The organism is Janthinobacterium sp. GW822-FHT07A03, from assembly GCF_058798815.1.
In genome coordinates this window covers 873191-895547 of the sequence record NZ_JBXAKW010000001.1, presented here as the reverse complement: position 1 = coordinate 895547, position 22357 = coordinate 873191, and the positions used below count along the sequence as shown (strand labels likewise).

Here is a 22357-nt window from a genome sequence, read left to right as displayed (position 1 = left end):
CGCATGGCCTACTTCGCCTGCGCGCTGGGGCGCTCGGCGATACGGTCGCGGTAGGCTTGCAAATTCTGCAATCCTTCCGCGCCGGGACGGTACTTCATCAGGCCGCGCGCAAATTCCAGCGCGCAAAAGGCCGTGATGTCGGCAATCGTAAAGCGTTCGCCGGCGATGTAGGGCTGCTGGGCCAGCACCTGGTCCAGCCATTGCGCCGTCTCGCGCAGCTTGCCCGCCTGCGCCGCAGCGAAATCGGGAAACTGCGGGTTTTCCAGCGCCACCAGGGCCGGATGGCCATGGCGTACCCAGTTGGCGGCGGCGCTGAACAGGTGCAGTTCCACGCGGCGGTCGGCCATTTCAATAAAGGCGCGTTCCTCGAATCCCTCGCCCATCAGGTTCGGCTGCGGCTGCAAGCCTTCCAGGTAGGTGCAGATGGCGCGCGTCTCGGTCAGCACGCGCCCGTCGTCCAGTTCCAGCACGGGCACGCGTCCCAGCGGGTTTTTCGCCAGGAAGGCGGGATCGCGGTGCTGGCCCGCCATCAGGTCGAGCGCCACTTCCTCGATGCCGGTGATGCCCTTCTCGGCGATGAACATGGTGACGCGACGCGGATTGGGCGTGCGGGGGCTGATAGTCAGTTTCATGTGCTTGGGTCTCGTCTCGTTATGGTGGCAGCCAATCCGCTGCGGGAATGGCCTGTGGCAGTACGGTCAGGCGTCCATCATACCAGCGCACCGGCATGGTGCGGCGCCTGTGGCGCGTTGACTTTGCCCCCGTTTCGCCTTAGATTGCTGTACGGGAACGCTGGCCGCCAGTTCCAGCGATGTCCCCCACACGTCATCGACGCCCGCAGCCTATCCGGCTGGCGGGCGTTTTATCCATGAACCAAGGGCATACCATGCATCGCACACCGACTCCGCGCTTCCGGCGCAGCCAACTGGCCGCCGCCGTCCTGGCACTGGCTTCCCTCACCGCAGCCCATGCGGACAACGCCGCTCCCGCCGCCAGGTACGTCTCGGCCAGCCATGCGCCCGGCACCACCACGCAGCTGCCGCGCGGCGTCACTCCCCTGCACTATATCGTGTCGATCACGCCGGACGCCGCCGCCTCTACCTTCAAGGGCGAGGTGGCCATCAAGGTGGCCGTCGACGCGCCGACCGCCAGCATCACCTTCAATGCCTTGAACCTGGCGTTTGCGGCCGCCGCCATCGAAGGCAAGGGCGGCAGCAAGCAGGTGACGCGCAAGATCGAGTTCGATGCGGACAAGCAGACGGCCACCGTGCACTTTGCCGAGCCCGTGGCCAGGGGCGAGTACCTGCTGCGCATCGATTACAGCGGCAAGATCGGCACGCAGGCCACGGGCCTGTTCTCGCTCGACTACGACACGCCGCAGGGCCGCCAGCGCGCGCTGTACACGCAATTCGAAAATTCCGATGCGCGCAGCATGCTGCCGTCGTGGGATGAACCGGACTACAAGGCCACCTTCGATCTCAACGTGGTCGTGCCGAGCGGCCAGATGGCCGTCGGCAACATGCCGATCATCAGCAGCGAGGAACTGGGCAATGGCATGAAGCACGTGTACTTCGCCACCACGCCGCGCATGTCGACGTATCTGCTGTTCTTCGGCCTGGGCGACTTCGAGCGGGCGACAACGATGGCCGACGGCACGGAGATCGGCGTCATCACCAAGAAAGGCGCGCTGGCGCAAAGCCGCTTCGCGCTCGACGAGTCAAGCGCCCTGCTGCGCGAATACAACGATTATTTCGGCGTGCGCTATCCGCTGCCCAAGCTCGACAACATCGCCGCGCCGGGCCGCAGCCAGTTCTTCGGCGCCATGGAAAACTGGGGCGCCGTCTTCACCTTCGAATACGGCCTGCTGCTCGACCCGGCCATCTCGACCCAGGCCGACAAGGAAAACATCTACACCACCCTGTCGCATGAAATGGCGCACCAGTGGTTCGGCGACCTGGTCACCATGCGCTGGTGGGACGACCTGTGGCTCAACGAAGGTTTTGCGTCGTGGATGGAAAGCCGTACCACGGAGCGTCTGCACCCCGAGTGGAACACGGCCCTGTCCAACGTGGGCGGGCGCGAGTCGGCCATGAGCCAGGACGCGCTGCGCACCACGCACCCGGTGGTGCAGCGCATCGCCACCGTGGAGCAGGCCAGCCAGGCTTTCGACGGCATCACCTATCAAAAGGGCGAAGCGGTGATCCGCATGCTCGAAGCGTACGTGGGCGCCGACACCTGGCGCACGGCCGTGCGCAGCTACATGCGCAAGCATGCGTATGGCAATACGGTGTCGGACGACCTGTGGCGCGAAGTCGATGCGGCCGCCGGCAAGCCTGTCAGCGCCATCGCCCATGATTTCACCTTGCAGCCGGGCGTGCCGATGATCACCGTGGGCGAGGCCGTGTGCAGGAGCGGCAATACGCGCGTGCGCCTGACGCAGACGGAATTTTCCAAGGACCAGCCGAACAAGAAACCGCTGTCGTGGAAAGTGCCCGTGATCGCCTCGACGGTCGGCAACGGCAAGCTGGCCACGGTGCTGGTCAGGAATGGCAAGGCGACCCTGAACGTGCCCGGCTGCGGCGCCCTGCTGGTGAACGCGGGCCAGAGCGGCTACTACCGCACCGTGTACGCGCCTTCCAACACGCGCGCGCTGGCGCGCAGCTTCGCGCGCCTGGCGCCGATCGACCAATTGGGCTTGCTGGCGGACAGCCAGTCGCTGGGCCTGGCGGGCGCGCAAAACCTGGGCGATTTCCTGGAACTGGTGAAAGCGACGCCCCTGTCGGCCGATCCGCAGGTGCTGGGCAAGGTGGCCGCCTCGCTGAACGGCCTGTATGAGCAGTACGCCGGCGCCCCCGCGCGCCAGCAGGCCTTCGGCCGCTTTGCCATGGCGCGCCTGGCGCCGATGATGGCGCAGACGGGCTGGGAAGCGCGCGCGGGCGAAGCCTCGAGCGTGGCGACCCTGCGCGGCCAGCTGATCGCCATCCTCGGCGACATGGGCGAGCCGGGCGTGCTGGCCGAGGCGCGCCGCCGCCATGCGGCCAGCGAGCAAGACCCCGCCGCCATGCCCGCGCCGCTGCGCCGCACCATCCTGGGCGTGGTGGCGCAGCATGCGGACGCCGCCACGTGGGAGCAGCTGCACGCCAGGGCGCAGCAGGAAAAGACGCCGCTGGTGAAGAACCAGCTGTACGACCTGCTGGCCTCGAGCGACGATCCCGCGCTGGCGCAGCGCGCGCTGGCGCTGGCGCTGACGGATGAACCGGGCGTGACGAACAGCCCGGCCATGATCTCGCGCGTATCGCGCACGCATCCGGAACTGGCCTTCGACTTCGCGCTGGCGCACCTGGAGCAAGTCAATGCGCGCATCGACGCCAGCTCGCGCAGCCGTTACTTCCCGCGCCTGGCGGCCGCGTCGGCGCAGCCGGACATGATCGCCAAGCTGGAAGCGTACGCGCAGGCGCACCTGCCGGCCGGCGCGCGCGGCGACGCCGACAGCTCCGTGGCCGGCATCAAGTACCGCATCAAGCTGCGCGCCGAGCGGCTGCCGGCCGTCGATGCATGGCTGGCGAAACAGGCGGGCTGATTGGCTTTCCCGGCGCCGCGGCGCCGGGAGCTGATGAAAACGCAGGCAAAAAAAACCGGCTTCGCAAAGTGCGGTAGCCGGTTGAAACGCTGTTTCAGAGCGCAGGGATAAAACGGAAAACACATGAAAAAGTGGAAATCGTGCCGGTCATTGAGGTGTCCGGCAACCTTGCGCCCGGGGTTTCCGTGCGCCATGTATCCACTATGCCAGCCCTGCACTGAGACAGGCTTAGGACTTCATTAAATCCCCGGCCGATTCCTGCATTTCCCCTGCCCCGCCCTGCGGATATTGCAATAAAACAAGTTTTACATGTCTGGTGCCGATGGTTGAGCTCACCGGCTAAGCTGTTGAGTCATGCCTGCATCCTATCGCTCCCGGAGCGTAGTGATCTGCGCAATGCATGCTGTGTGCCAACGAAAGCATCATAACAGCGGCATATGACCGCCTTATGACGCAGGCTAAACTTTCACGCTTTCATCGGCATTTTCCAGCGCCGACGGCATCACGCGCGAAACTGCTGCCGCTGTCCCGCGCCGCGCACGGCGTCCACCAGCGCCAGCACGGCCGGCGTATTGTTGCGTGGAAAGGCGTAAAAACGGGCATCGGGTAATGGCGGCAAGCCCTCTTCCGCTCCCAGGATACGCAAGCCGTCGCGCAGCTGGCTGCGCGCCACGGGCGTCACGGCAAAGCCGGCCAGCGCCGCCGCCACGCAGCCGGCCATGCTGCCGCTGTCAAACGCCAGCCGCCAGGCGCGGCCCGCCTGCGCCAAGGCGGCCAGCGCCGCTTCGCGGTACACGCACGGCGCGGGAAACAGCGCCAGCGGCACGGGCAGTTGCGCATCGGGCAGACGGCCGGCCGCATACGCCCAGACCAGCGGCTCAGCCCACAGCAATTCGCCGGCCCCTTCCGTGCGGCTGCATTGCTTGCCGAAAATGACATCGATCTGTTCGTGCGCCTGGCGCCGCAGCAGGTCGGCCGTGATGCCCACCTTCAATTCGATCGACGCTTGCGGATGCCAGCGCTGGAACGTCTGCAGCACTTGCGGCAGCCACGTGCCCGCGAAGTCTTCCGACGCGCCGAGGACCAGCCGCCCCTGCACCGATGCACCGCTGAGCCTGGCCCGCGCCTCGCGTTCCAGGTCGACGATATTGCGCGCATACATGTACAGCAGTTCGCCGGCCGCCGTCAGCTCCAGGCTGCGCGTCGTGCGCGCCAGCAACTGTTTGCCGGCGCTGTGTTCCAGGCGCTTGATATGCCCGCTGACAGCCGACGGCGTCAGCGCCAGGTTTTGCGCGGCCAGCGCGAAGCCGCCCGTATCGACCACTTCCAGCAGGCTGCGCAGGAGGACGATGTCCAGGGTCATTGCCGGCAAGGCGTGCATGGTACGCTCCAATTCATCAAGATATGCTCATAATATCGATGAATTCCTCACGAATCAAATGCATTGCCGGCGCTACCATGACGTTCTCCCCTCACCTTCGTCAGGAATGCCATGCAAGACTATCACTACATCGCCACCCCGCTGCTGGACGTGGCCTACCTGGAATGGAACGCCGCCGGCAGCCGCTGCGCCGTGCTGGTGCACGGCTGGCCCGACAGCCCGGAAAGCTGGGCCGGCACGGCGGCAGCGCTGGCCGCCGCTGGCTACCGCGTGCTGGCGCCTGCCCTGCGCGGCTTCGCGCCCACGCGCTTTCGCCATGCGGACACGCCGCGCAGCGGCCAGCTGGCCGCGCTGGGACGCGACTTGCTCGACTTTATCGATGCGATGCAACTGGACCGGCCCTTGCTGGTCGGCCACGACTGGGGCGCGCGCGCCGTCGCCAATGCCTGCGGCTTGCGCCACGATGCGGCGTCCGGCCTCGTCATGCTGTCGGTCGGCTATGGCACGAATGACCCGCGGCAGGAACTGTCTTACCAGCAGGCGCGCAACTACTGGTACCACTGGTTCATGGCCACGCCGCGGGGCCAGCATGCCGTCGAGCATGACCGGCACGCGTTTGCCCGCATGATGTGGGACAGCTGGTCGCCCGCCGGCTGGTATGGCGAAGCCGATTTCGCGCAGGCCAGCCGCGCTTTCGACGGTCCCGACTGGGCCGAAGTGGTGCTGCATTCCTACCGTCACCGCTGGGCGTTTGCCGAGGGCGACCCCGCGTACGCGACCGACGAAGCGCTGCTGCATCCGGCGCCCGTGCTGCACCTTCCCACCCTGGTGCTGCACGGCGCGGCCGACACCTGCAACCACCCGGACAGCTCGGCCGGGCGCGAACGCCATTTCAGCGGCGCCTACCAGCGCGTGCTGCTCGAAGGCATCGGCCACTTCCCGCAGCGCGAGGCGCCGCAGGCCGTGGCTGGCGCCATCCTGCTGTTTGTCGACGGACAGATAGAATCGCTCTAATCCTTGCCCACGCGCTTGATGCCCGTCAACTCGATCTCCACGCGGCGGTTCGGCTGCAAACAGGCAATCAGGGCCGCGCGCGGCGCCACCTTGTCGCAGGCGGCGACGGGCTCGGCCTTGCCCTTGCCATACGCGTTGATGACGTTGGCGATGCCTTGCTCGCGCAACAACTGTTTCACCGTCAGCGCGCGCTTCTCGGACAGGGCCTGGTTGTAGCTGTCACTGCCAAGCCGGTCCGTGTGGCCCGTCACGGACAGCGTATCGATCTGCACATAGCCCTGCTTCAGGCGCGCCGCCAGTTCGCGGATCCTGTCGAGGCCCTGCGGCAGCACGTCGGCCGGACCGGCCTTGTCGAAGCGGAACAAGGCGTCCATGTCGAGCGTGATGCGTTCGTGCTCGATGCGCGGCGGCGGAATGTCCGGCGGCGGTTCCCGCTTCGGCTGGTCGGCCGGACAAGATGCTGCAGCGGACTGGGCCGCCGCCTGCGCATCCTCGGCCAGCTGCACGTACGGGTTCGCGTGACGCCAGCCCAGCTGCTTGTATTCGTTGCCCGCATGCACCAGTTCCACTTCGCCGCACGCCACCTTTTGCGCCGCGCAGGCGAAACCGGGCGATGCGCGCAGTTTGCCAAAGCTGGCCCATAGATCGTCGCGCAGGCGCGTGGCGTCGTTCACCAGCGGCGTGGCGTCGCCGGGATTGGGCGTGCTGCCGTCTTCCAGCGCGGCAACGATCTTCGCCGATTCCTGCAAGGCTTGCAGGGGAAAGGCCGAGCGGTCGTTGCGCGTGTACTCGTGGAAGGACACGTCGAGCCAGCATTGCGCCTTGGACAAATAGTAATCGCCCACGCGCACGCCGCCGTCGTTGAGCTTCTTGATGCGTTCCTGCAGCAGGCGGTAGGCTTGCTGGTCGGCGGAAACGGCCTGGTCGCTGATGCGCAGCTGGGGCATGGCCAGCGGCGCCGTTGGCAGGGTCGGCGTGGCCGCCTGGGCCAGGCCCATGGCCAGCAGGCTGGCCAGCGGCAGGAGTGTCATCATCGGTTTCATCATCGTTGTCATTGTGGGTGTCATGGTAGTTTTCATGGCCGGGCCAGGGTACGGTTGATGGTGGCGTCTTTGCCTTTGAACAAGTTTTCATCGAACTTGAAGCGCAGGCGCAGATACGGGCCGCGCGCCGTGTAGTCGGCGCCCGTCAGGTCGCGGTCGGAAAAGCCCGACCAGTTGTGGCCGGCCGACAGCCACAGGTTTTGCGCCAGCAGATAGCCCACTTCGACGCCATTCGCCCACTGGCGGCTGCCCCCTTGCGGGCTGCCCATCACGGCCGCCAGCACGCCGATGTCCCAGTTCTTGCTGATGTCATACACGGTGCGCCCGGAAAACAGCCACGCCGTGTATTTCTCTTGCCCCGCAGGCAGGTTCTTGTCGTTGTTGTGCTTGGCGGCGACCCGGCCCGTGAACCACCAGGGACGGCTGGGGTGGTAGTCGAGGTGCGTGGAAACGATGTGCTCGCGGTAATTGTCGCCATCGATCTGCGACTGGTCGCGCACCGTCTTGTACTCGTAGCGGGCCAGGCCGTTGAACCGGTTGTCGTCCACGGGGCGCCAGGCAAAGCCCAGCTGTGCCCGGTCCTGCAGCACGTTGCCGACAGGCGCGCCGCTGGCGTCGTCGTGGTTGCGCGTGTACAGCAAATAATTGCGCGCGAGCAAAGTCCAGTCGCGGCTCAGCTTGCGCGCCCAGGCGATGGTATTGAGCCATTGATCCTGGCGCTGGTCGCCCGGCGCGATTTTGCTGTCGAACAGGCGCCGGTACTCGAGCTTGACGGAGCCGCGCCACAGCGGATTGACCGAGTAGTCGAAGCCTGCCGCCACGGCCACGGCTTGCTGTTGCTGGCCGTTCATGACTTTCAGGTACTCGACATTCGTGTTCGCCGCCAGCCCCTCGCCCAGGTTCCACGTGTTGCGCAAGCCGGACGCCAGCTGCAAGTCGCGCTGGTTGCTCAGGCTGTAATCCATGGCGTCGCGCATGCGGTACTCGCCAAACACGGTGCCGCCCGGCATGTAGCCCGTATCCGCGCCCGCGACAAAGCTGGTGCTGCGGTCGGCCGGATTGAGCGAATATGCGGATGCCAGCCCCGATTGGTTTTCATAGCGCGCATACAGCCGGCTGCGTTCGGCCAGCTGGTATTGCGCACCCAGGCCGTAGCGGTGCTGGTCCGCGTCGGCGATGCTTTTTTCCACGTCGCCATTCAGGGTCCAGCGGTCCGTGGCCTTGTATTGCACGCCCAGCCGGACGGTGGTGGCGTCCAGCGGCACCGTCGTGCCCGCGCCCGCGCCCGGATTGACGGGCGCAAACGTGGTGATGCTGCCGCCCGTGACGGGGTCGATGGCCGTGTTCGCCGTGCCGTTGCCGAAGAAGCCGCCCGTGGGATTGAGGCCCGTGCCCAGCGGCGAGGTATTCGGCGCGATGCCGGCCGTCGACGGCATGCCGCCGCTCTCCTTCATGTGCTGCACGGACACGTCAAGCAGCCAGCGTTCGCTGGCGTTCCACGCCACGCCAAGCCGGGCCGCTTCGCGCCGCGCATCCGTGCTGCGCTCGTCGCTGCGGATGGCTTCGCCATACACGGTGATGGCGGGACTGAGCTTGTAGCCCGCCTTCAGTCCCGCTTCACCGCGCCCGCCCGTGATGCCGGCCGCCGTGTTGTTGAAATCCTGGTCCGAGCGGCTCCAAAAGGCTTTCGCGTCGAGCCTGTCATCCTTGTGCTGCAGCTCGACCCGCGCCGCGTTGCCGCTCACTTCATCGCGCAGCTCGCCCGCCTGGCCGGACGGCGTCGTGTAGATATTGCCGCCCGCGCTGTAGCTGGTGGACGTGGTGCGCGCCACCTCGAACACGAGCAAGCTGTGCTCGCCCAGGCGCAAGCCAGCGTTGACGCTGTGCAATTTGTACGGCGACAAGGGATTCCGGTCTTCCACGGCCGAGCCGCCGAGCGAGACCATCTTGCCCAGCTGCACTTGCCCATCCACGCCCACGGTCCAGAATTTCTCGCCGCCCTGGTCCACCTCGTAGCTGATGCGGATCGATTGCGGGTCGCCATTCGGCGTCAGCGCGGGAATCGCCTGCTTGAACAGGATGCGCCCGCTGAACGGCTCGAAACTGTAATCCTCGAAACGGCGCAGCTGCGTCACTTGTACGATATTGCCGTTCTGGTTCTTGTCGCGCACCACGATCTCGATCTTTTCCGAGTTTTCGATGGCGTTGTTGTTGCGCACGGCAAACGGTCCCGAAGTGCCATTCGCCCGGTATTCCTCGACGACCTGCTTCAGGCTGTCGTTGATGGCGAAGGCATTGGCGACGATGCCGTCTTTTTCGTAATGGCCGCGCCCACCCGTCGCTGTGCGGTTGTACTGGCCCAATTTTCGCTGCTGCAAATTGGCCACGGCGCCGCCGCCCGTCATCTGGCTGAAGCCGTCGCCGGTGGCAAAGTCACCGTACAGCACATAGCTTTTCTGCTGGTCGATGCGCACGTACAGGCGGTCGCTGGAGCGGGCATCGAAATTGCGCACGGAACTGTCACCGTACACGGGATAGAACTCTTCCGGATTGACGTCGCGCAAGAGACGCGCGCGCGTATCCTTGTCCGAATCGTAGGCGGCCGTCAGCAAGGCGTCGCCACGGATCGTGCCTTTCAGGAACATGGCCGCGCGGCCCGCCACGTTGGCCTTGCCGTTGTTGAAGGCCCGGCTCCAGCGCTGGATATCGCGTTCGAAGCCGTCATTGAAGCGCGACGGCGCAATGTCGCTGCTCGACAGGCTGCGCTTGCTGATGATGCCGTCGATCAAGCCCACGGCCAGCATGTCGCGCAGTTCCGGCAGGAAACTGATCGTGCCCTGCGCGGCCACGGCACCGGCCGACACGCGCAGCAGCACGTCCTGCGGCGTGGCCGGGGCCAGCAGGCTGAAGCTCGCCTCGCCGTTTTCCACCGTCAGCTGCGTGCCGGGCGTGACCTTGTCGACGTCGCGCCGCTCCGGGCCCAGTTCATCGGTGCGGGCGCCGGGCAGCAGGATGCGCCCGCCGCTGGCCTCGATGGTGAGCAGGGCCGTGCCCGTCAGCGGCTTGCCGTGCTCGTCAAACAATGTCACCGTCACCTTGACGGGGCTCTGGCCATCGGCCGGCGCGTCGCTGCGGTCCGTTGCGACGACGATGCGCGCCACGCCCCGGTTGATGGCGTAGTCGGCGGCGCCCACCTTGCCAGCAAAGAACGATGGCGCCGCCACGGCGGAACCTGCCGCACGGTCCGGCAAGGGCAGTTGCGCCAGGCCGGCCGCCGGGAATGCCAGCAGCGCCAGCGCGGCGGCCATGCGCCGCGGCGCGGGGAGATGTTTCTTCATGACCTGTTTCTCTTTGGCTGCAATGGCTGGCGGCAAGTGATTGAAAGGAGGCTTATTGCGCATGGCTGCCTCCTGCGGCTGGCGTAACCACGCGGGGTGCGACGACAGGCTGGTTGGCGCTGTCCGTCGCCTGGGCCGGTGCGGCGGCCGGCTGGCTGCTGAAACTCAGTCCCGCACCCCTGCCCTCCGTTTCCACGCTGCGCACTTCGCCCTGGGCACGGCGCGCCTTGACTTGCTCGAGGACGGGATTCGAGCACGAACCCTCGATGAAGTCGGCGCGCAGCAGTTCGCCGTTCTTGGTATCGAGGAACAGGCTGTGCGGATCGCCCAGGTTGCGGTTCGACGCTTCCATCATGCGGCTGGCGCGCGGCAAGGTTGCGCCATCGACCTTGATCACATGGCTGTTCGGCGTGATGCCGCAATAGCTGTACTTGCCTTCCACGTCGGTGGTGAAGTTCGTGCCATCCTCCATGTACAGGCGCACGCCCGGGATACCCAGTTCCTCGTCATCCTGCACGTGGTTGTTGTTGCAGTCGACGAAGACCTTGCCGGCGATGCAGGCATCCGTGGTGAACACGCCGCCCGTCACTTTCACCTTGGCGCGCGCCTCGTTCGAAGGCGGGCCGTTGGTAGTCGTTGCCTGGGCGCGGTTGACGCCGTCGCCCTGCAGCGAACCGACGCCCACGCGCAGGCGGTAGCGGAAGCTGGCGCTGGCGTTTGGCGCCAGCGATTCCAGCTTGAAGCTCAGCTGCGGCCCCGGCTTGCCGGACGGATCGGGCTGCACCACGTTGTTGCGCGTGGTGGTGCCGTCGATGTAGCGGAAACCGGCCGGCAGTTTATCGAGCACGCTGACGCCGAATGCCGTCGCCACGCCCGTGTTCTTCACCTCGATCGTGTACTGCAGGCTGTCGCCGATCTCGGCCTGGGCCTTGTTGACACTCTTGCTGATCAACAACATCGGCTTGTCCGTCGTGTTGAACACGACGGGCGTAAAGCTGGGCGGCGTGGCGCCCGGCGTGGCCGGCAGCAGCAAGGTATCGGCCGAGCTGGCCAGGGCCAGCACGCTGGCGGGCGCCACCGGCGTCGTCGACGTGCCCGTGCCGCTGTAGCTGTGGCCGACGTTCATTCCGCCCCCGTCCGTGCCCAGCATGGTGCTGGCGTAGACCTGGTTCAGTTGCGGCACGGTGGGAATCGCCGCCACGCTGCCGAAGTCGACCAGCACCGTGAAGACGATGTTGCAGCTTTCCTGCGGCTGCAAGTCACCCTTGCCGTTCAGCAAGCCAAACACCGTGACGCCGTTGAAATCGGCATTCGCGATGCAGGCCGTGGCGCCGGCAGGCCGCGCCGTGACGGCCAGGCTGCCCGGCTTGAAGGTGACGCTGGCGGCCGTCGGGAAGACGGCCTTCAGGTTTTCCGCCACCTGCACCATGGTCGAGGTCGGATAACCGGCGGGATAGCGGTTGGCCGCCTGCACCGTGTAGCTGATCTCGAACTTGCTGGCATCGACCTGCTGCTGGGCCGAAACAGCCTTGATGACATCGACCACCTGGCGCAGCAAGACCACGGGCGTGGGTGTGTCTTCGCCCGTGAACGGCACGCCGCCCACGGTCTCCGACGCGTTGCCGTTGTGGTTAGGGTCGGCCTTTTCCGCCAGCGCGGCCACCTCGGCCGCCGTCGCCACGGCGCCCGCATATGCGCCGCCATTATTCGACGCGTCAAACACCAGGCTGCCCGCCGGCGGCGTGTAGCCCGGGTTGGCGGCAATGGCGCCGGCGCTTGGTGCCGGCGGCACGCTGATGCTGCCGCCCGCATTGGCGATGTTGCCGCCCAGCACGCTGGCAAACACGCTGTTGTTGTACTGCGGCGCGCTGCTGTCTTGCACGGTGATTTCCACAGTGAACGTAATGACGCTCAGTTCGCCTTCGGCCAGGGCCGCATCACCGTTGAGCAAACGCAGGTCGCTGCCGCCGCAACCGCCCGTGAAGCCCGGGTTGACGGCCAGCTGCTTGCTGCCGGCTATGGCTGGCGCGGCCGGCGGCGTGACGATGCGGCACGTCACCGGCTCGGGGAAGGCGGCGCGCAGGCTGTCGAGCGCCTGCACGTTCGATGCCGTGCCCTTGCCCACATTCCTGATCACCACCGTATATGGCACGGTGAACACCCTGGCAGACAGCTGCGTCACCTTGCCCACGCCCAGCGCGGCGCCGATGGCCGGATTCGCCACTTCCGTGACGGCCGTGCAATCGGAGGCTTGCGCACAACGCGGCAAGTCGGGACCGGTCGGCACGATGATATTGCTCAAGGTTCCGCTGGCGGCCACCTTGGCGCTGACGGTGACGGCGGCCACGGCATTGGGCGCCAGGCCGGCCGGCACCGTGCACACCAGTTTATTGGCCGCCAGCGGTGCGCACACGGTGGGGGCCGCCGGCGTGACGGCGATGTCCGTCAGGCTGGCGGCCAGGTCATCCGTCAGGACGATGGCCGCCGTGGTGGCGCCGCTGCCGCTGTTGGTGGCCGTGATGGTCCAGCTGACGGTGTCGCCGATGCTGGCATTGGCCTTGTCCGCCACCTTTTTGACCATCACGCTGGGGCTGGTGACGTTGGTGGTGGTCTGGCAATCGGCTGGCGCCAGGCACAGCGGCGCATCGGGACCCGATGGCACGACGCTGTTGCGCGCGCTGCCTGCCTGGGTGACGGTGGCCGACACTTCCACGCTGGCTTCACCGCCATTGCCGATCAGTCCGGCAGGCACGCTGCAGGTGAGCACATTGCCGGCCACGGGCGCGCAGGTGGCGCGCAGCGGCGTCACCACCACATTCGTCAGGCCGGCCGGCAAGGTGTCGACCAGGGTCATGGCGGCGCGCGTGGGACCGCTGCCCGTATTGCTGGCCGTGATGGTCCACGCCACGGTGTCGCCCACGTTGGCGCTGGCGCGGTTGGCGATTTTCTTCACAGCCACTTTCGGCCCCGTCAGCACCACGCCCGATTCGCAGCTGCTGGCCTGCGCGCAGGCCGGATTGTCGGGACCGCTCGGCATGACCCGGTTCGACAGATTGCCTTCCAGGGTACCGGTGGCGGTGACGCGCACGCTGCGCGTGCCATTCCCGGCAGCCAATTGACCTGCCGCAATACGGCAGCTTTGCACGCTGTTCGCCACCCAGCTGGCCAGCGGCGGACAGGTCACGCCCGCGTCGGCATTGACCGCCAGTACCGTCAGGTTACCCGGCAGGATATCGGCCAGGGTCACGATGCCCGCGTTGGCCACGCCGCCGCTGTTGACGGCCGTGATGGTCCAGACGATGCTGTCGCCCACGTTGGCGTTGACCGTGCTGGTGCTCTTGCTGACGCGGATCACGGGACCCGGCATGGTCACCGTTGCCGTATTCGGCAAGTCATTCGCCACTTCCGTGGAACTGGTGGCGATGATGCTGACGATGGTCGACACATTGCTGGCCGGCTGGATATATGACAAGCCAAAGCTGTGCACCTCGTTTGGCGCCAGGCTGGACGGCAAACCCTGCACCGTCAGCATGCCGCTGACGGCGTCATAGTTGCCCACGGCGCCGCTCAAGGTCACGCCCATCAGGCCCTGCGCCAGTTTCAGGCTGTAGCTCACGTTTTCGGCGGTGCCCGGGCCCGCATTGCTGAAGCTCACGATACCGTTGATCTGGTCGCCCGCATTGGTGGTGCCGGGGAAACCGTTCAAGGTGGTGGTCACGTCGACCAGCAGCTTGATGGCCGTGGTGCTGGTGCTGCAATCGGCCGCCTGGACGCATACAGGATTGTCGGGACCGGCTGGCAGCACCGTGTTTTGCAGCACGCCGGCGGCAGCTGCCGTGGCGCGCAGCACGACTTGCGCCTGCCCGCCCGGCGCCAGGCCGGCCGTCACGCTGCACGTGACGATATTGCCGGCCACGGGCGCGCAGGTGGCCAATTGTGTCGACAGCACTTGCACGCCGCTCACGCCCGCAGGCAGGTTGTCCGTCAATACGATGGCGGACTTGGTGGCGCCCGTGCCGCCATTGCTGGCGGTAATGCTCCAGGTCAGCAAGTCGCCCACGCTGACGTTGCTCTTGTCGACACTCTTGCGTACCGTCACCTGCGGCGCCACCAGGGTGGTGGTGGCCTGGCAGGCGCCGGCCGTGTCGCAGGCGGGATTGTCGGCGCCGCCGGGTACGACACGATTGGACAGGTTGCCGCCCAACGCACCCCGGCCCGTGACGACGATCTTGCGGCTGCCATTGCCGGCGGCCAATTGACCTGCCGCAATCGTGCACGCCTGCACGCTGCCGGCAGTCCAGTTGGCGGCCGGCGGACAGGTCACGCCCGCATCGGGCGTCACGCCGAGAATGACTATATTGGCGGGCAACACGTCGGAGATGACGACAGGATGTTGATTCGGCAAGTTGCCCGTATTTACCGCCGTGATGGTCCAGGTCAGGATATCGCCCACGGCCGCATTGCTCTTGTCGACCGTCTTGCCGGCGCGGATCACGGGACCCGGCAAATTCGTCGTCGCCGTGTTCGGCAAGTCATTGGCGATTTCCGTGGAACTGGTGCCCACCATGCTGACGATGCGCGAACTGTTGCTGGCCGGCTGCGTGTAGAACAGGTTGAAGCTGGCGCTTTGCCCGCTGATCAGGGTGGCCGGCAAGCCGCTCAGCACGAACTGGCCCGTGGCGCTGTTGTAGGCGCCGCTGATGCCTGGCGCGCCGCTGACGGGGCTCAGCGACACGCCGGCCAGGCCCCCTTCCAGCTGCAGGCTGTAGCTGACGTTCTCGGCCACGCCCGGACCCGAGTTGGCAAACGTCACCACGCCACGGATGGCGTCGCCCGCATTGCTGCTGGCGGGGAAACCGTTCAAGGTGGTGGTCACGTCGACCAGCAATTTCGACACCACCGTGGTGGTCTGGCAATCGCCGGGCACGGCGCAGGCGGGATTGTCCGGCCCGCCGGGGACCAGCGCGTTGACGAGGCTGCCCGACAGGGTGGCCGTGGCGCTCAGTTTGACGCTGGCGGCGCTGCCTGCCGCCAGGCCTGCCGGTACGCTGCAGGTGACGACATTGCCCACCGGTACCGCGCAGGTGGCGGGCGCCACCGGCGTGACCAGCACGTTCGCCAGTCCCGCAGGCAAGGTATCGCCGAGGGTGGCGATGGCCGTGCTGGGTCCCGTGCCGGTATTGCGCAAGGTCAAGCTCCATGTCAGGGTGTCGCCCACGTTGGCCGCCGTCTTGTCGACGGTTTTACTGGCCGTCAGCAGGGGCGAACTGACCGTGCTGGTGGTGCCGCAATCGCCCGCCTGCAGGCAAACGGGGGTATCCGGACCGCTGACGCTGACGCTGTTGGCCAGACTGCCTGCGGCGACGGCGCGCGCCGTCACCTGCACCGTGGCGGCGCTGCCTGCGGCCAGGCCGGCCGGCACGCTGCATGTCAGGACATTGCCGGCCAGCGGCGCGCAAGTGACGGGCGCGGCGGGCGTGACGACGATATTCGCCAGGCCAGCCGGCAAGGTGTCGGTGATGGTGGCAACGGCCGTGCTGGCGCCCGTGCCCGTGTTGGCCAGGGTGATGGTCCAGCTCAGGCTATCGCCGATATTCAGCGCCGTCTTGTCGACGGTCTTCTTCAGCGCCAGGGCCGGGCTGGTGATGGTCGTCGTGGTCTGGCAAGTGCTGGCCTGGAAACAGGCGGGATTGTCCGGCCCGCTCGGCATGAGCTGGTTGGCCAGGGTGCCGCCCGCGCTGGCCTTGCCGGTCAGCACGATCTGGCGCTGGCCATTGCCCGCCGCCAGCTGGCCGATGGCCACGCTGCAGCTCTGGCTGCTGTTGGCGACCCAGCTGGCCAGCGGCGGGCACGTCACGCCGCTGTCGGGCGTCACGGCCGTGATGACGATATTTGGCGGCAGCAAGTCCGTCAGCACCACGGCGCCCTGGTTGGCCAGGCTGCCCGTGTTGCTGGCCGTAATGGTCCAGATGATTTCCTCGCCCACGTTCGCCACGGCCTTGTTGGCCGTCTTGCTGACGCGGATGATGGAGCCGGGCATGGTGACGGTCGCCACGTTCGGCTGGTCGTTCGCCACTTCCGTCGAGGTGGTGGCGATGCGGCTGACCACGGTCGACAGATTGCTGGCCGGCTGGATATAGCCGAGCTGGAAGCTGAAGCCCTGCCCCGGCGCCAGGGTGGCGGGCACGCCGGTGAATGTCGCCAGTCCGGTGCCCGCATTGTAGCTGCCCGTTACGCCATTGAAGGTGACGCCGGCCAGGCCGGGCGCCAGTTGCAAACTGTAGGTCACGCCTTCGGCCGCGCCGGGGCCGATATTGCTGAAGGTCACCGTGCCGCTGATATTGTCGCCCGCATGCGTGCTGCCGGGGAAACCGTTCAGCGTGGTGGTCACGTCGACCAGCAGCTTGACGGCCGTGCTGGTGGTGCTGCAATCGCCGGCCTGCAGGCAAGCCGGGTTGTCCGGACCGCTCGGCACCACCGTGTTGACGAAGGCGCCGGCCGCGTTGGCCACGCCCTTGACGATGATATTCAAGGTGGAACCTGCCGCCATGCCGGCGGGAATCGCGCAGACGAGCTGGTTGCCATTCGGCACGGCGCAGGTGGCGGGCGCCGACGGCAGCACCTGCCATACGGTCAGGTTGGCCGGCAAGGTATCGGTCAGGGTGATGACGCCGCGCGTCGCCCCCGTGCCCGTATTGGCCACGGCAATGGTCCAGGTCAGCGCATCGCCGACATTGATGCTGCTCTTGTCGACCGTCTTGCGCACGGCCACTTGCGGGCTGAGGATGGTGGTGGTGGTCTGGCACGAAGCGGCCTGCGCGCAGGCGGGATGATCGGGGCCGCCCGGCAGCACTTTATTGCCCAGGCTGCCGCCTGCCGTGCCCGCGGCGCTGATGGTGATGCTGCGGCTGCCATTCACGGCGGCCAATTGGCCAGGGGCAATGGTGCACGCTTGGGCGCTGTTGGCCAGCCAGCTGGCCAGCGGCGGACAGGTCACGCCCGCGCCCGGCGTCACGGACAGTACCGTCACGTTGGCGGGCAGGATATCCGTCAGGGTCACCACGCCCAGGTTGCCCAGGCTGCCCGTGTTGGTTGCCGTGATGGTCCACGTCACCGTCTCGCCCACGTTGGCCGTCGTCTTGTCGGCCAGTTTCGTCACGCGGATGATGGGACCGGGCACCGTCGCCATGGCCGTGTTCGGCAAGTCGTTCGCCACTTCCACCGAGGTGGTGGCGATCGTCGACGTCACCATCGACAGGTTGTCGGCCGGCTGCGTGTAGCCGATATTGAAACTCGTGCTCTGGCCATTCGCCAGGGTCACGGGCAAGCCGGACAGCGTCACCAGGCCCGTGGCCGGATTGTAGCTGCCGACGGCGCCCGTCAAGGTGACGTTCGCCAGGCCCGGCGTCAGTTGCAGGGTGTAGGTCACGCCTTCGGCGGGACCGGGCCCGACATTGGCATACGTGACGATGCCGGAAATGCTGTCGCCGGCCAGGGTATTCGGCGGGAAATTGTTCAAGGTGGTGGTGACGTCGACCAGCAGCTTGACCACCGTGGTGGTGGTGCCGCAATCGCCGGGCAGCACGCAGGCGGGATTGTCGGGACCGCCCGGCACCACGCTGTTGACGGCGGCGCCGGCCAGGGTCGCCGTGGCGCTGACGAAGACGCGCGCGGAAGCGCCGGCGGCCAGGCCGGCCGGCACGCTGCAGGTCAGGGTCGCGCCGGCCAGCGGCGCGCAGGTAGCGGGCGACTGCGGGCTGATCACGACATTCGTCAAGCCGGCCGGCAAGGTATCGCTCAGGGTCACGCTGCCCGTGCTGGCGCCCGTGCCGCTATTGCTGACGCTCAAGGTCCAGGTGATCGTCTCGCCCACGTTGACCGTGGCCTTGTCGACGCTTTTCTTCACCGCCACGTTCGGGCTGGTGACGGTGGTCGTCGTCTGGCACGCGCCCGGCGTGGCGCAGACGGGATTGTCGGGGCCGGACGGCAGCAGGCTGTTGGCCACCGTGCCCGGCGCATTGGCGACGGCTTTCACGACGATGCTCGCTTCCGCGTTGGCGGCCAGGCCGGCCGGCACGCTGCACGTCAAGGTGGTGCCTGCCGGCACGCCGCACGAGGCTGGCGCGACGGGCAATATCTGCAGCGCGCCCACGTTGGCGGGCAGGCTGTCCGTCAGGGTGATGACGGCATTCGTCGGACCGCTGCCGTTGTTGCGCGCCTTCAAGGTCCAGGTGATGGTGTCGCCCAGGTTGACGGTGGTCTTGTCGACGCTTTTCGTCACGGCCACGCTGGGGCTGGTCACCGTGCTGGTGGTGGCGCAATCGCCGGCGGTGGCGCACGCCGGGTTGTCGGGGCCGGACGGCACGACGCTATTGGCATAGGTGCCGGCAGCGGCGGGCTGGGCCGTGACGGTAAAACCGGCCACGCCGCCGTTCGCGGCCAGGCCGGCCGGCACGGTGCAGGTGAGGATATTGCCCACCGGTACGGCGCACGTGGCACCGCCGACCAGCACCACGTTCAGATTCAGCAGATTGGCCGGCAAGGTATCGGTGAGGGTGATGGCCGCCGTGGTGGCGCCGTCGCCGCTGTTCGTCGCCGTCACGCTCCAGCTCAGGGTGGCGCCAATATTGATGCTGGCATGGTCGACGGTTTTCTTCACCGCCACTTTCGGGCTGGTGATGGTGCTGGTGGTCTGGCACACGCTGGCCGAGCTGCAGGCCGGATTGTCCGGACCGCCGGGCATGATGCGGTTCGACAGGCTGCCGCCCGCCGTCGCGTGCGCGGTGATGGTGACCGTGCGGCTGCCGTTCACGGCCGCCAGCTGGCCGGCGGCAACGGTACACGTCTGCGTGCTCGACGCCACCCAGCTGGCCAGCGGCGGGCACGTCACGCCCGGTGCGGCGACCACGTTCGTCACCACCAGGTTTGGCGGCAGCAAGTCGGCCAGGGTCACGACGCCCTGGTTGGCGATATTGCCCGTGTTGCTGGCCGTGATCGTCCAGACGATACTCTCGCCCACGTTGGCGACGGCCTTGTCGACCGTCTTGGTGACGCGCACGTTCGGCCCCGGCACCGTCACCATGGCCATGTTCGGATGATCGTTCGCCACCTCCGTCGAGGTGGTGGCGATGACGCTGGTCACCGAAGAAACATTGCTGCCAGGCTGGGTGTATGACAAGTTGAAACTGAAGCTCTGCCCGGACGCCAGGGTCGCGGGCAAGCCCGTAAACGTGATCAGGCCCGTGCCCGCGTCATAGCTGCCGCTCACGCCCGTGACCGACACGCCTGCCAGGCCCGGGGCCAGTTGCAGGCTGTACGTGACGCCTTCGGCCGCGCCTGGGCCCAGGTTGGCGTAGGTCACCACGCCGCTGATGGCATCGCCCGCGTTCGAGGTGCCGGGAAAACCGTTCAAGGTGGTGGTCACGTCGACCAGCGGCTTGCTGACGACGGTGGTGGTCTGGCAGGCGGCCGGCGTGGCGCAGCTGGCGCCATTGCCGCCCGACGGCAGTACGCTGTTGACAAAGTTGCCCGATGCGGTGGGGCTGGCGCTGATGCTCACCTGGGCGCTGGCGCCCGGCGCCAGGCCGGCCGGCACCGTGCAGGTCAGCGTATTGCCGGCCAGCGCTGCGCAGGTGGCGGGCGCCGTCGGCGTGACGACGATGCCCGCCAGATTGGCCGGCAAGGTATCGGTCAGGGTCAGCGCCGCCGTGGTGGCGCCCGTGCCGGTGTTCGCGGCGCTCAAGGTCCATTGCACCGTGTCGCCCACCGTGGCGGCCGCCTTGTCGACGGCTTTCTGCACGCGCACGAGGGGGCTGACGATGCCCAGCGGTTCGCTGTCGACGTTATTCGCGGGCACCGGGTCCAGGGTGGTGCTGCCCGCCGTGGTAGTGACCGTCAAGCTGCCGCTGGCGGGCAGGTTGAAGGTGGCACTGCAATTGATGCGCGAGCCGGGAATGAACGGCGAGACGGGCGCGCTGCAGCTGGGCGTGGTACCGGCCGGCAAGCCGCTCATGACGCAGGTGGGCGCGGCCGCGTTGTCGGGGCCATTATTCGTGCACACGCCCGTGACGGTGATGGCACTGCCCGCAGTGTAGGGGCCGGGCGGCACCGTGGTGACTGCCTGCATGTCCGCCTGCAGGCGGCGGTTGCTGATGGTGCACGTGACAGGTGCGTCGGGCATGGTGACATTGCCCGAAGTGGCCGTGCCGCTGGCGACGACGGCCGCCGTATCCGTGCGCACGCAACTGTAGCTGCTCTGGTACTGCGCCAGGACGGTGCCCGTGCCCGCGCTTTCCGCAAACGTCACGAGGTTGCCCACGCGCGCCACCGCGCTGGCCGTGGCGCCGTTGCCGCCCTGCACTCCAGCCGTGCCGTTGGCATTCATGATGAACAGGCCGCTGTCGCTGGCGGGCGACAGTGTCTTGAGCACCGTCAAGGTATTCGTCCTGGCCGTGGCCGTGGTGCTGCTGCTGTTGTTGCTGAGATCGCTATCCGTTTCGTTGGGCGAGACGGTCACCGTGGCCGTATTCACGATGCTGGCAGCGTCGCCCGGCGTGGCCGTGACCGTCACTGTCAGGTAGGAGCCCGTGGTGGGATCGCTGACGGCCGTATTCACGGGCAGGTTGCCCATGACAATACTCACACTGTTGCTGCCAGCACCCGAGGTTTTCGTGCCGCAGGACGCGCTGCCGCTGGCGGCGCAAGTCCAGCTGACATTGCTCAGGCTGGCCGGCAGCACGTCGCCGAAGGTGGCGCCCGCGCTGAGAGCCGGGCCCCGGTTCCAGACCTTCATGGTGTAGCTCAAGGGCTTGCCCACGGAAAACTGCGCTGGCCCCAGCTTGCTGACGGCCAGGTCCGTCTTGCTGTTGGTGCAATCGGCATAGGAACTGGCCAGGCTGGGGTTGCGCAATTGCGCAGCGGGAATAATTTCCGTCACATTATCGGGACGCGTCCAGCGCATGTGCAAATAATTGATGCCGCCCACGTTATTCCACAGCACGCGGGCCAGATAACAGCCGCCCGGCGTGGCGCTATTGAAATTACCGGCCAAATTCTGGAAATCCGTTTCATTGTTCGAATATTCGGCCACGCTGCCGACGGCCACGTTGTACACGGTATTGCGGTAATTGGTCGAATACTGGGTCGAGAAATCCACCTTCACATCGTCATCGTGCGCGACGCTGAATTTGTAATTGCCCGCCTGGGGAAAGACCACCAGCGTGTACATCACGCGGCCCATGATCCACGCCCGGCAGGCAGCCGATGTCTGCTGCGTATCGAAGTTGCATAACTGCGCGGGATTGGCGGCCGTGCCGTCGGCCCAGTCCAGCTGCCCCGACGTGCCCGTGCGCGCCGCGTTGGCGGCGGGATTGGCAGCCAGCGCCGCCAAACTGGCGAGCCGGGCCGTACTTCCGGCGTTGAAACTGTTGTCGTAATTGGGCGTCGCCGGATTGGCCGGCACCCGCGAAATACCGCGGTAATCCTCCCACAACACCTGTGCAGTGGCGGGCGCGGCAATGCCCAGCAGCAGGAAAGCAAGCGCCAGCGGCGCAACATGAGACCTGGAAAGATGAGGTAAACGGGCGCGGCCGACAATCGCGGCCAGCATCCCCATGTAGCGTCCGGCGGACGAAAAAGCTGCATGGCGGCCGGAACGGCCTGCCGTTTCCTGTAGTGTTTTGATCATGTTGTTCGCTAAGAAATGTACCGCTGCAAGATGCAGACAAATATAAAAATGACATTTATTTGTCATGATTATATGAACAAGTAACAGTTCAAGAGTACGACAACAGTGGTTTTTTCGTTACCAACAAAGAAATTAAATTATCTCGTTGATATTTAGCAACACATTCATCAAATTAATCAGGCAATACCGCTGGAGTTCTATCTTCTACCGCATACTGATTAGCTGCACATAATCTTTAAATTATCATTTACATAATCATGCGAAACTATCAAACACATAGTTTGTTTTTTAAAAGAAATTATTAATGCTCATTAT

The 22357-nt window shown here is 66.3% G+C and carries 7 protein-coding genes; 2 read left to right on the top strand and 5 right to left on the bottom strand.

Going from position 1 to position 22357, the window contains the following annotated elements; genetic code table 11:
* Nucleotides 1-8: 8 nt before the first annotated feature.
* The gene (locus AC1RJW_RS04070; protein ID WP_493043643.1) at nt 9-632 is read right to left on the bottom strand and encodes a glutathione S-transferase family protein; all 624 of its coding nucleotides are present in this window, start codon (nt 630-632) and stop codon (nt 9-11) included.
* A gap of 254 nt (nt 633-886) precedes the next feature.
* Here AC1RJW_RS04070 and AC1RJW_RS04065 point away from each other — a divergent pair, with 254 nt between their 5' ends.
* Complete coding sequence (locus tag AC1RJW_RS04065; protein WP_493043641.1) at nt 887-3580, top strand: M1 family metallopeptidase; 2694 nt, start codon at nt 887-889, stop codon at nt 3578-3580.
* A gap of 502 nt (nt 3581-4082) precedes the next feature.
* On the opposite strand, the gene AC1RJW_RS04060 is transcribed toward AC1RJW_RS04065, so the two are convergent.
* Nucleotides 4083-4961 (bottom strand): LysR substrate-binding domain-containing protein, encoded by an 879-nt coding sequence (locus AC1RJW_RS04060; protein ID WP_493043639.1) that lies wholly within the window; start codon nt 4959-4961, stop codon nt 4083-4085.
* A 111-nt stretch (nt 4962-5072) separates the two neighbouring features.
* On the opposite strand from AC1RJW_RS04060, the gene AC1RJW_RS04055 reads away from it, so the two are divergent.
* Nucleotides 5073-5975, top strand: a complete 903-nt coding sequence (locus AC1RJW_RS04055) for an alpha/beta fold hydrolase (protein ID WP_493043637.1) — start codon at nt 5073-5075, stop codon at nt 5973-5975.
* On the opposite strand, the gene AC1RJW_RS04050 is transcribed toward AC1RJW_RS04055, so the two are convergent.
* Genes AC1RJW_RS04050 through AC1RJW_RS04040 form a run of 3 tightly spaced genes read right to left on the bottom strand, consistent with a single transcriptional unit; the run spans nt 5972 to nt 22042 of the window.
* Nucleotides 5972-7009 carry an OmpA family protein gene (locus tag AC1RJW_RS04050; protein ID WP_493043635.1) on the bottom strand — a complete coding sequence of 346 codons (1038 nt, stop codon included), beginning with the start codon at nt 7007-7009 and terminating at the stop codon, nt 5972-5974. The genes AC1RJW_RS04055 and AC1RJW_RS04050 overlap by 4 nt on opposite strands.
* 41 nt (nt 7010-7050) lie before the next feature.
* Entirely contained in the window at nt 7051-10356 is a 3306-nt protein-coding gene (locus AC1RJW_RS04045) for a hypothetical protein (RefSeq protein WP_493043633.1), read from the bottom strand.
* 52 nt (nt 10357-10408) lie between these two features.
* Complete coding sequence (locus AC1RJW_RS04040; protein WP_493043631.1) at nt 10409-22042, bottom strand: hypothetical protein; 11634 nt, start codon at nt 22040-22042, stop codon at nt 10409-10411.
* Nucleotides 22043-22357: the final 315 nt, after the last annotated feature.

Coding starts and splice junctions, on each gene's coding strand:
- AC1RJW_RS04045 (WP_493043633.1), bottom strand. CDS start 10,356: ATGAAGAAACATCTCCCCGCGCCGCGGCGCATGGCCGCCGCGCTGGCG.
- AC1RJW_RS04065 (WP_493043641.1), top strand. CDS start 887: ATGCATCGCACACCGACTCCGCGCTTCCGGCGCAGCCAACTGGCCGCC.
- AC1RJW_RS04060 (WP_493043639.1), bottom strand. CDS start 4,961: ATGCACGCCTTGCCGGCAATGACCCTGGACATCGTCCTCCTGCGCAGC.
- AC1RJW_RS04070 (WP_493043643.1), bottom strand. CDS start 632: ATGAAACTGACTATCAGCCCCCGCACGCCCAATCCGCGTCGCGTCACC.
- AC1RJW_RS04050 (WP_493043635.1), bottom strand. CDS start 7,009: ATGATGACACTCCTGCCGCTGGCCAGCCTGCTGGCCATGGGCCTGGCC.
- AC1RJW_RS04040 (WP_493043631.1), bottom strand. CDS start 22,042: ATGATCAAAACACTACAGGAAACGGCAGGCCGTTCCGGCCGCCATGCA.
- AC1RJW_RS04055 (WP_493043637.1), top strand. CDS start 5,073: ATGCAAGACTATCACTACATCGCCACCCCGCTGCTGGACGTGGCCTAC.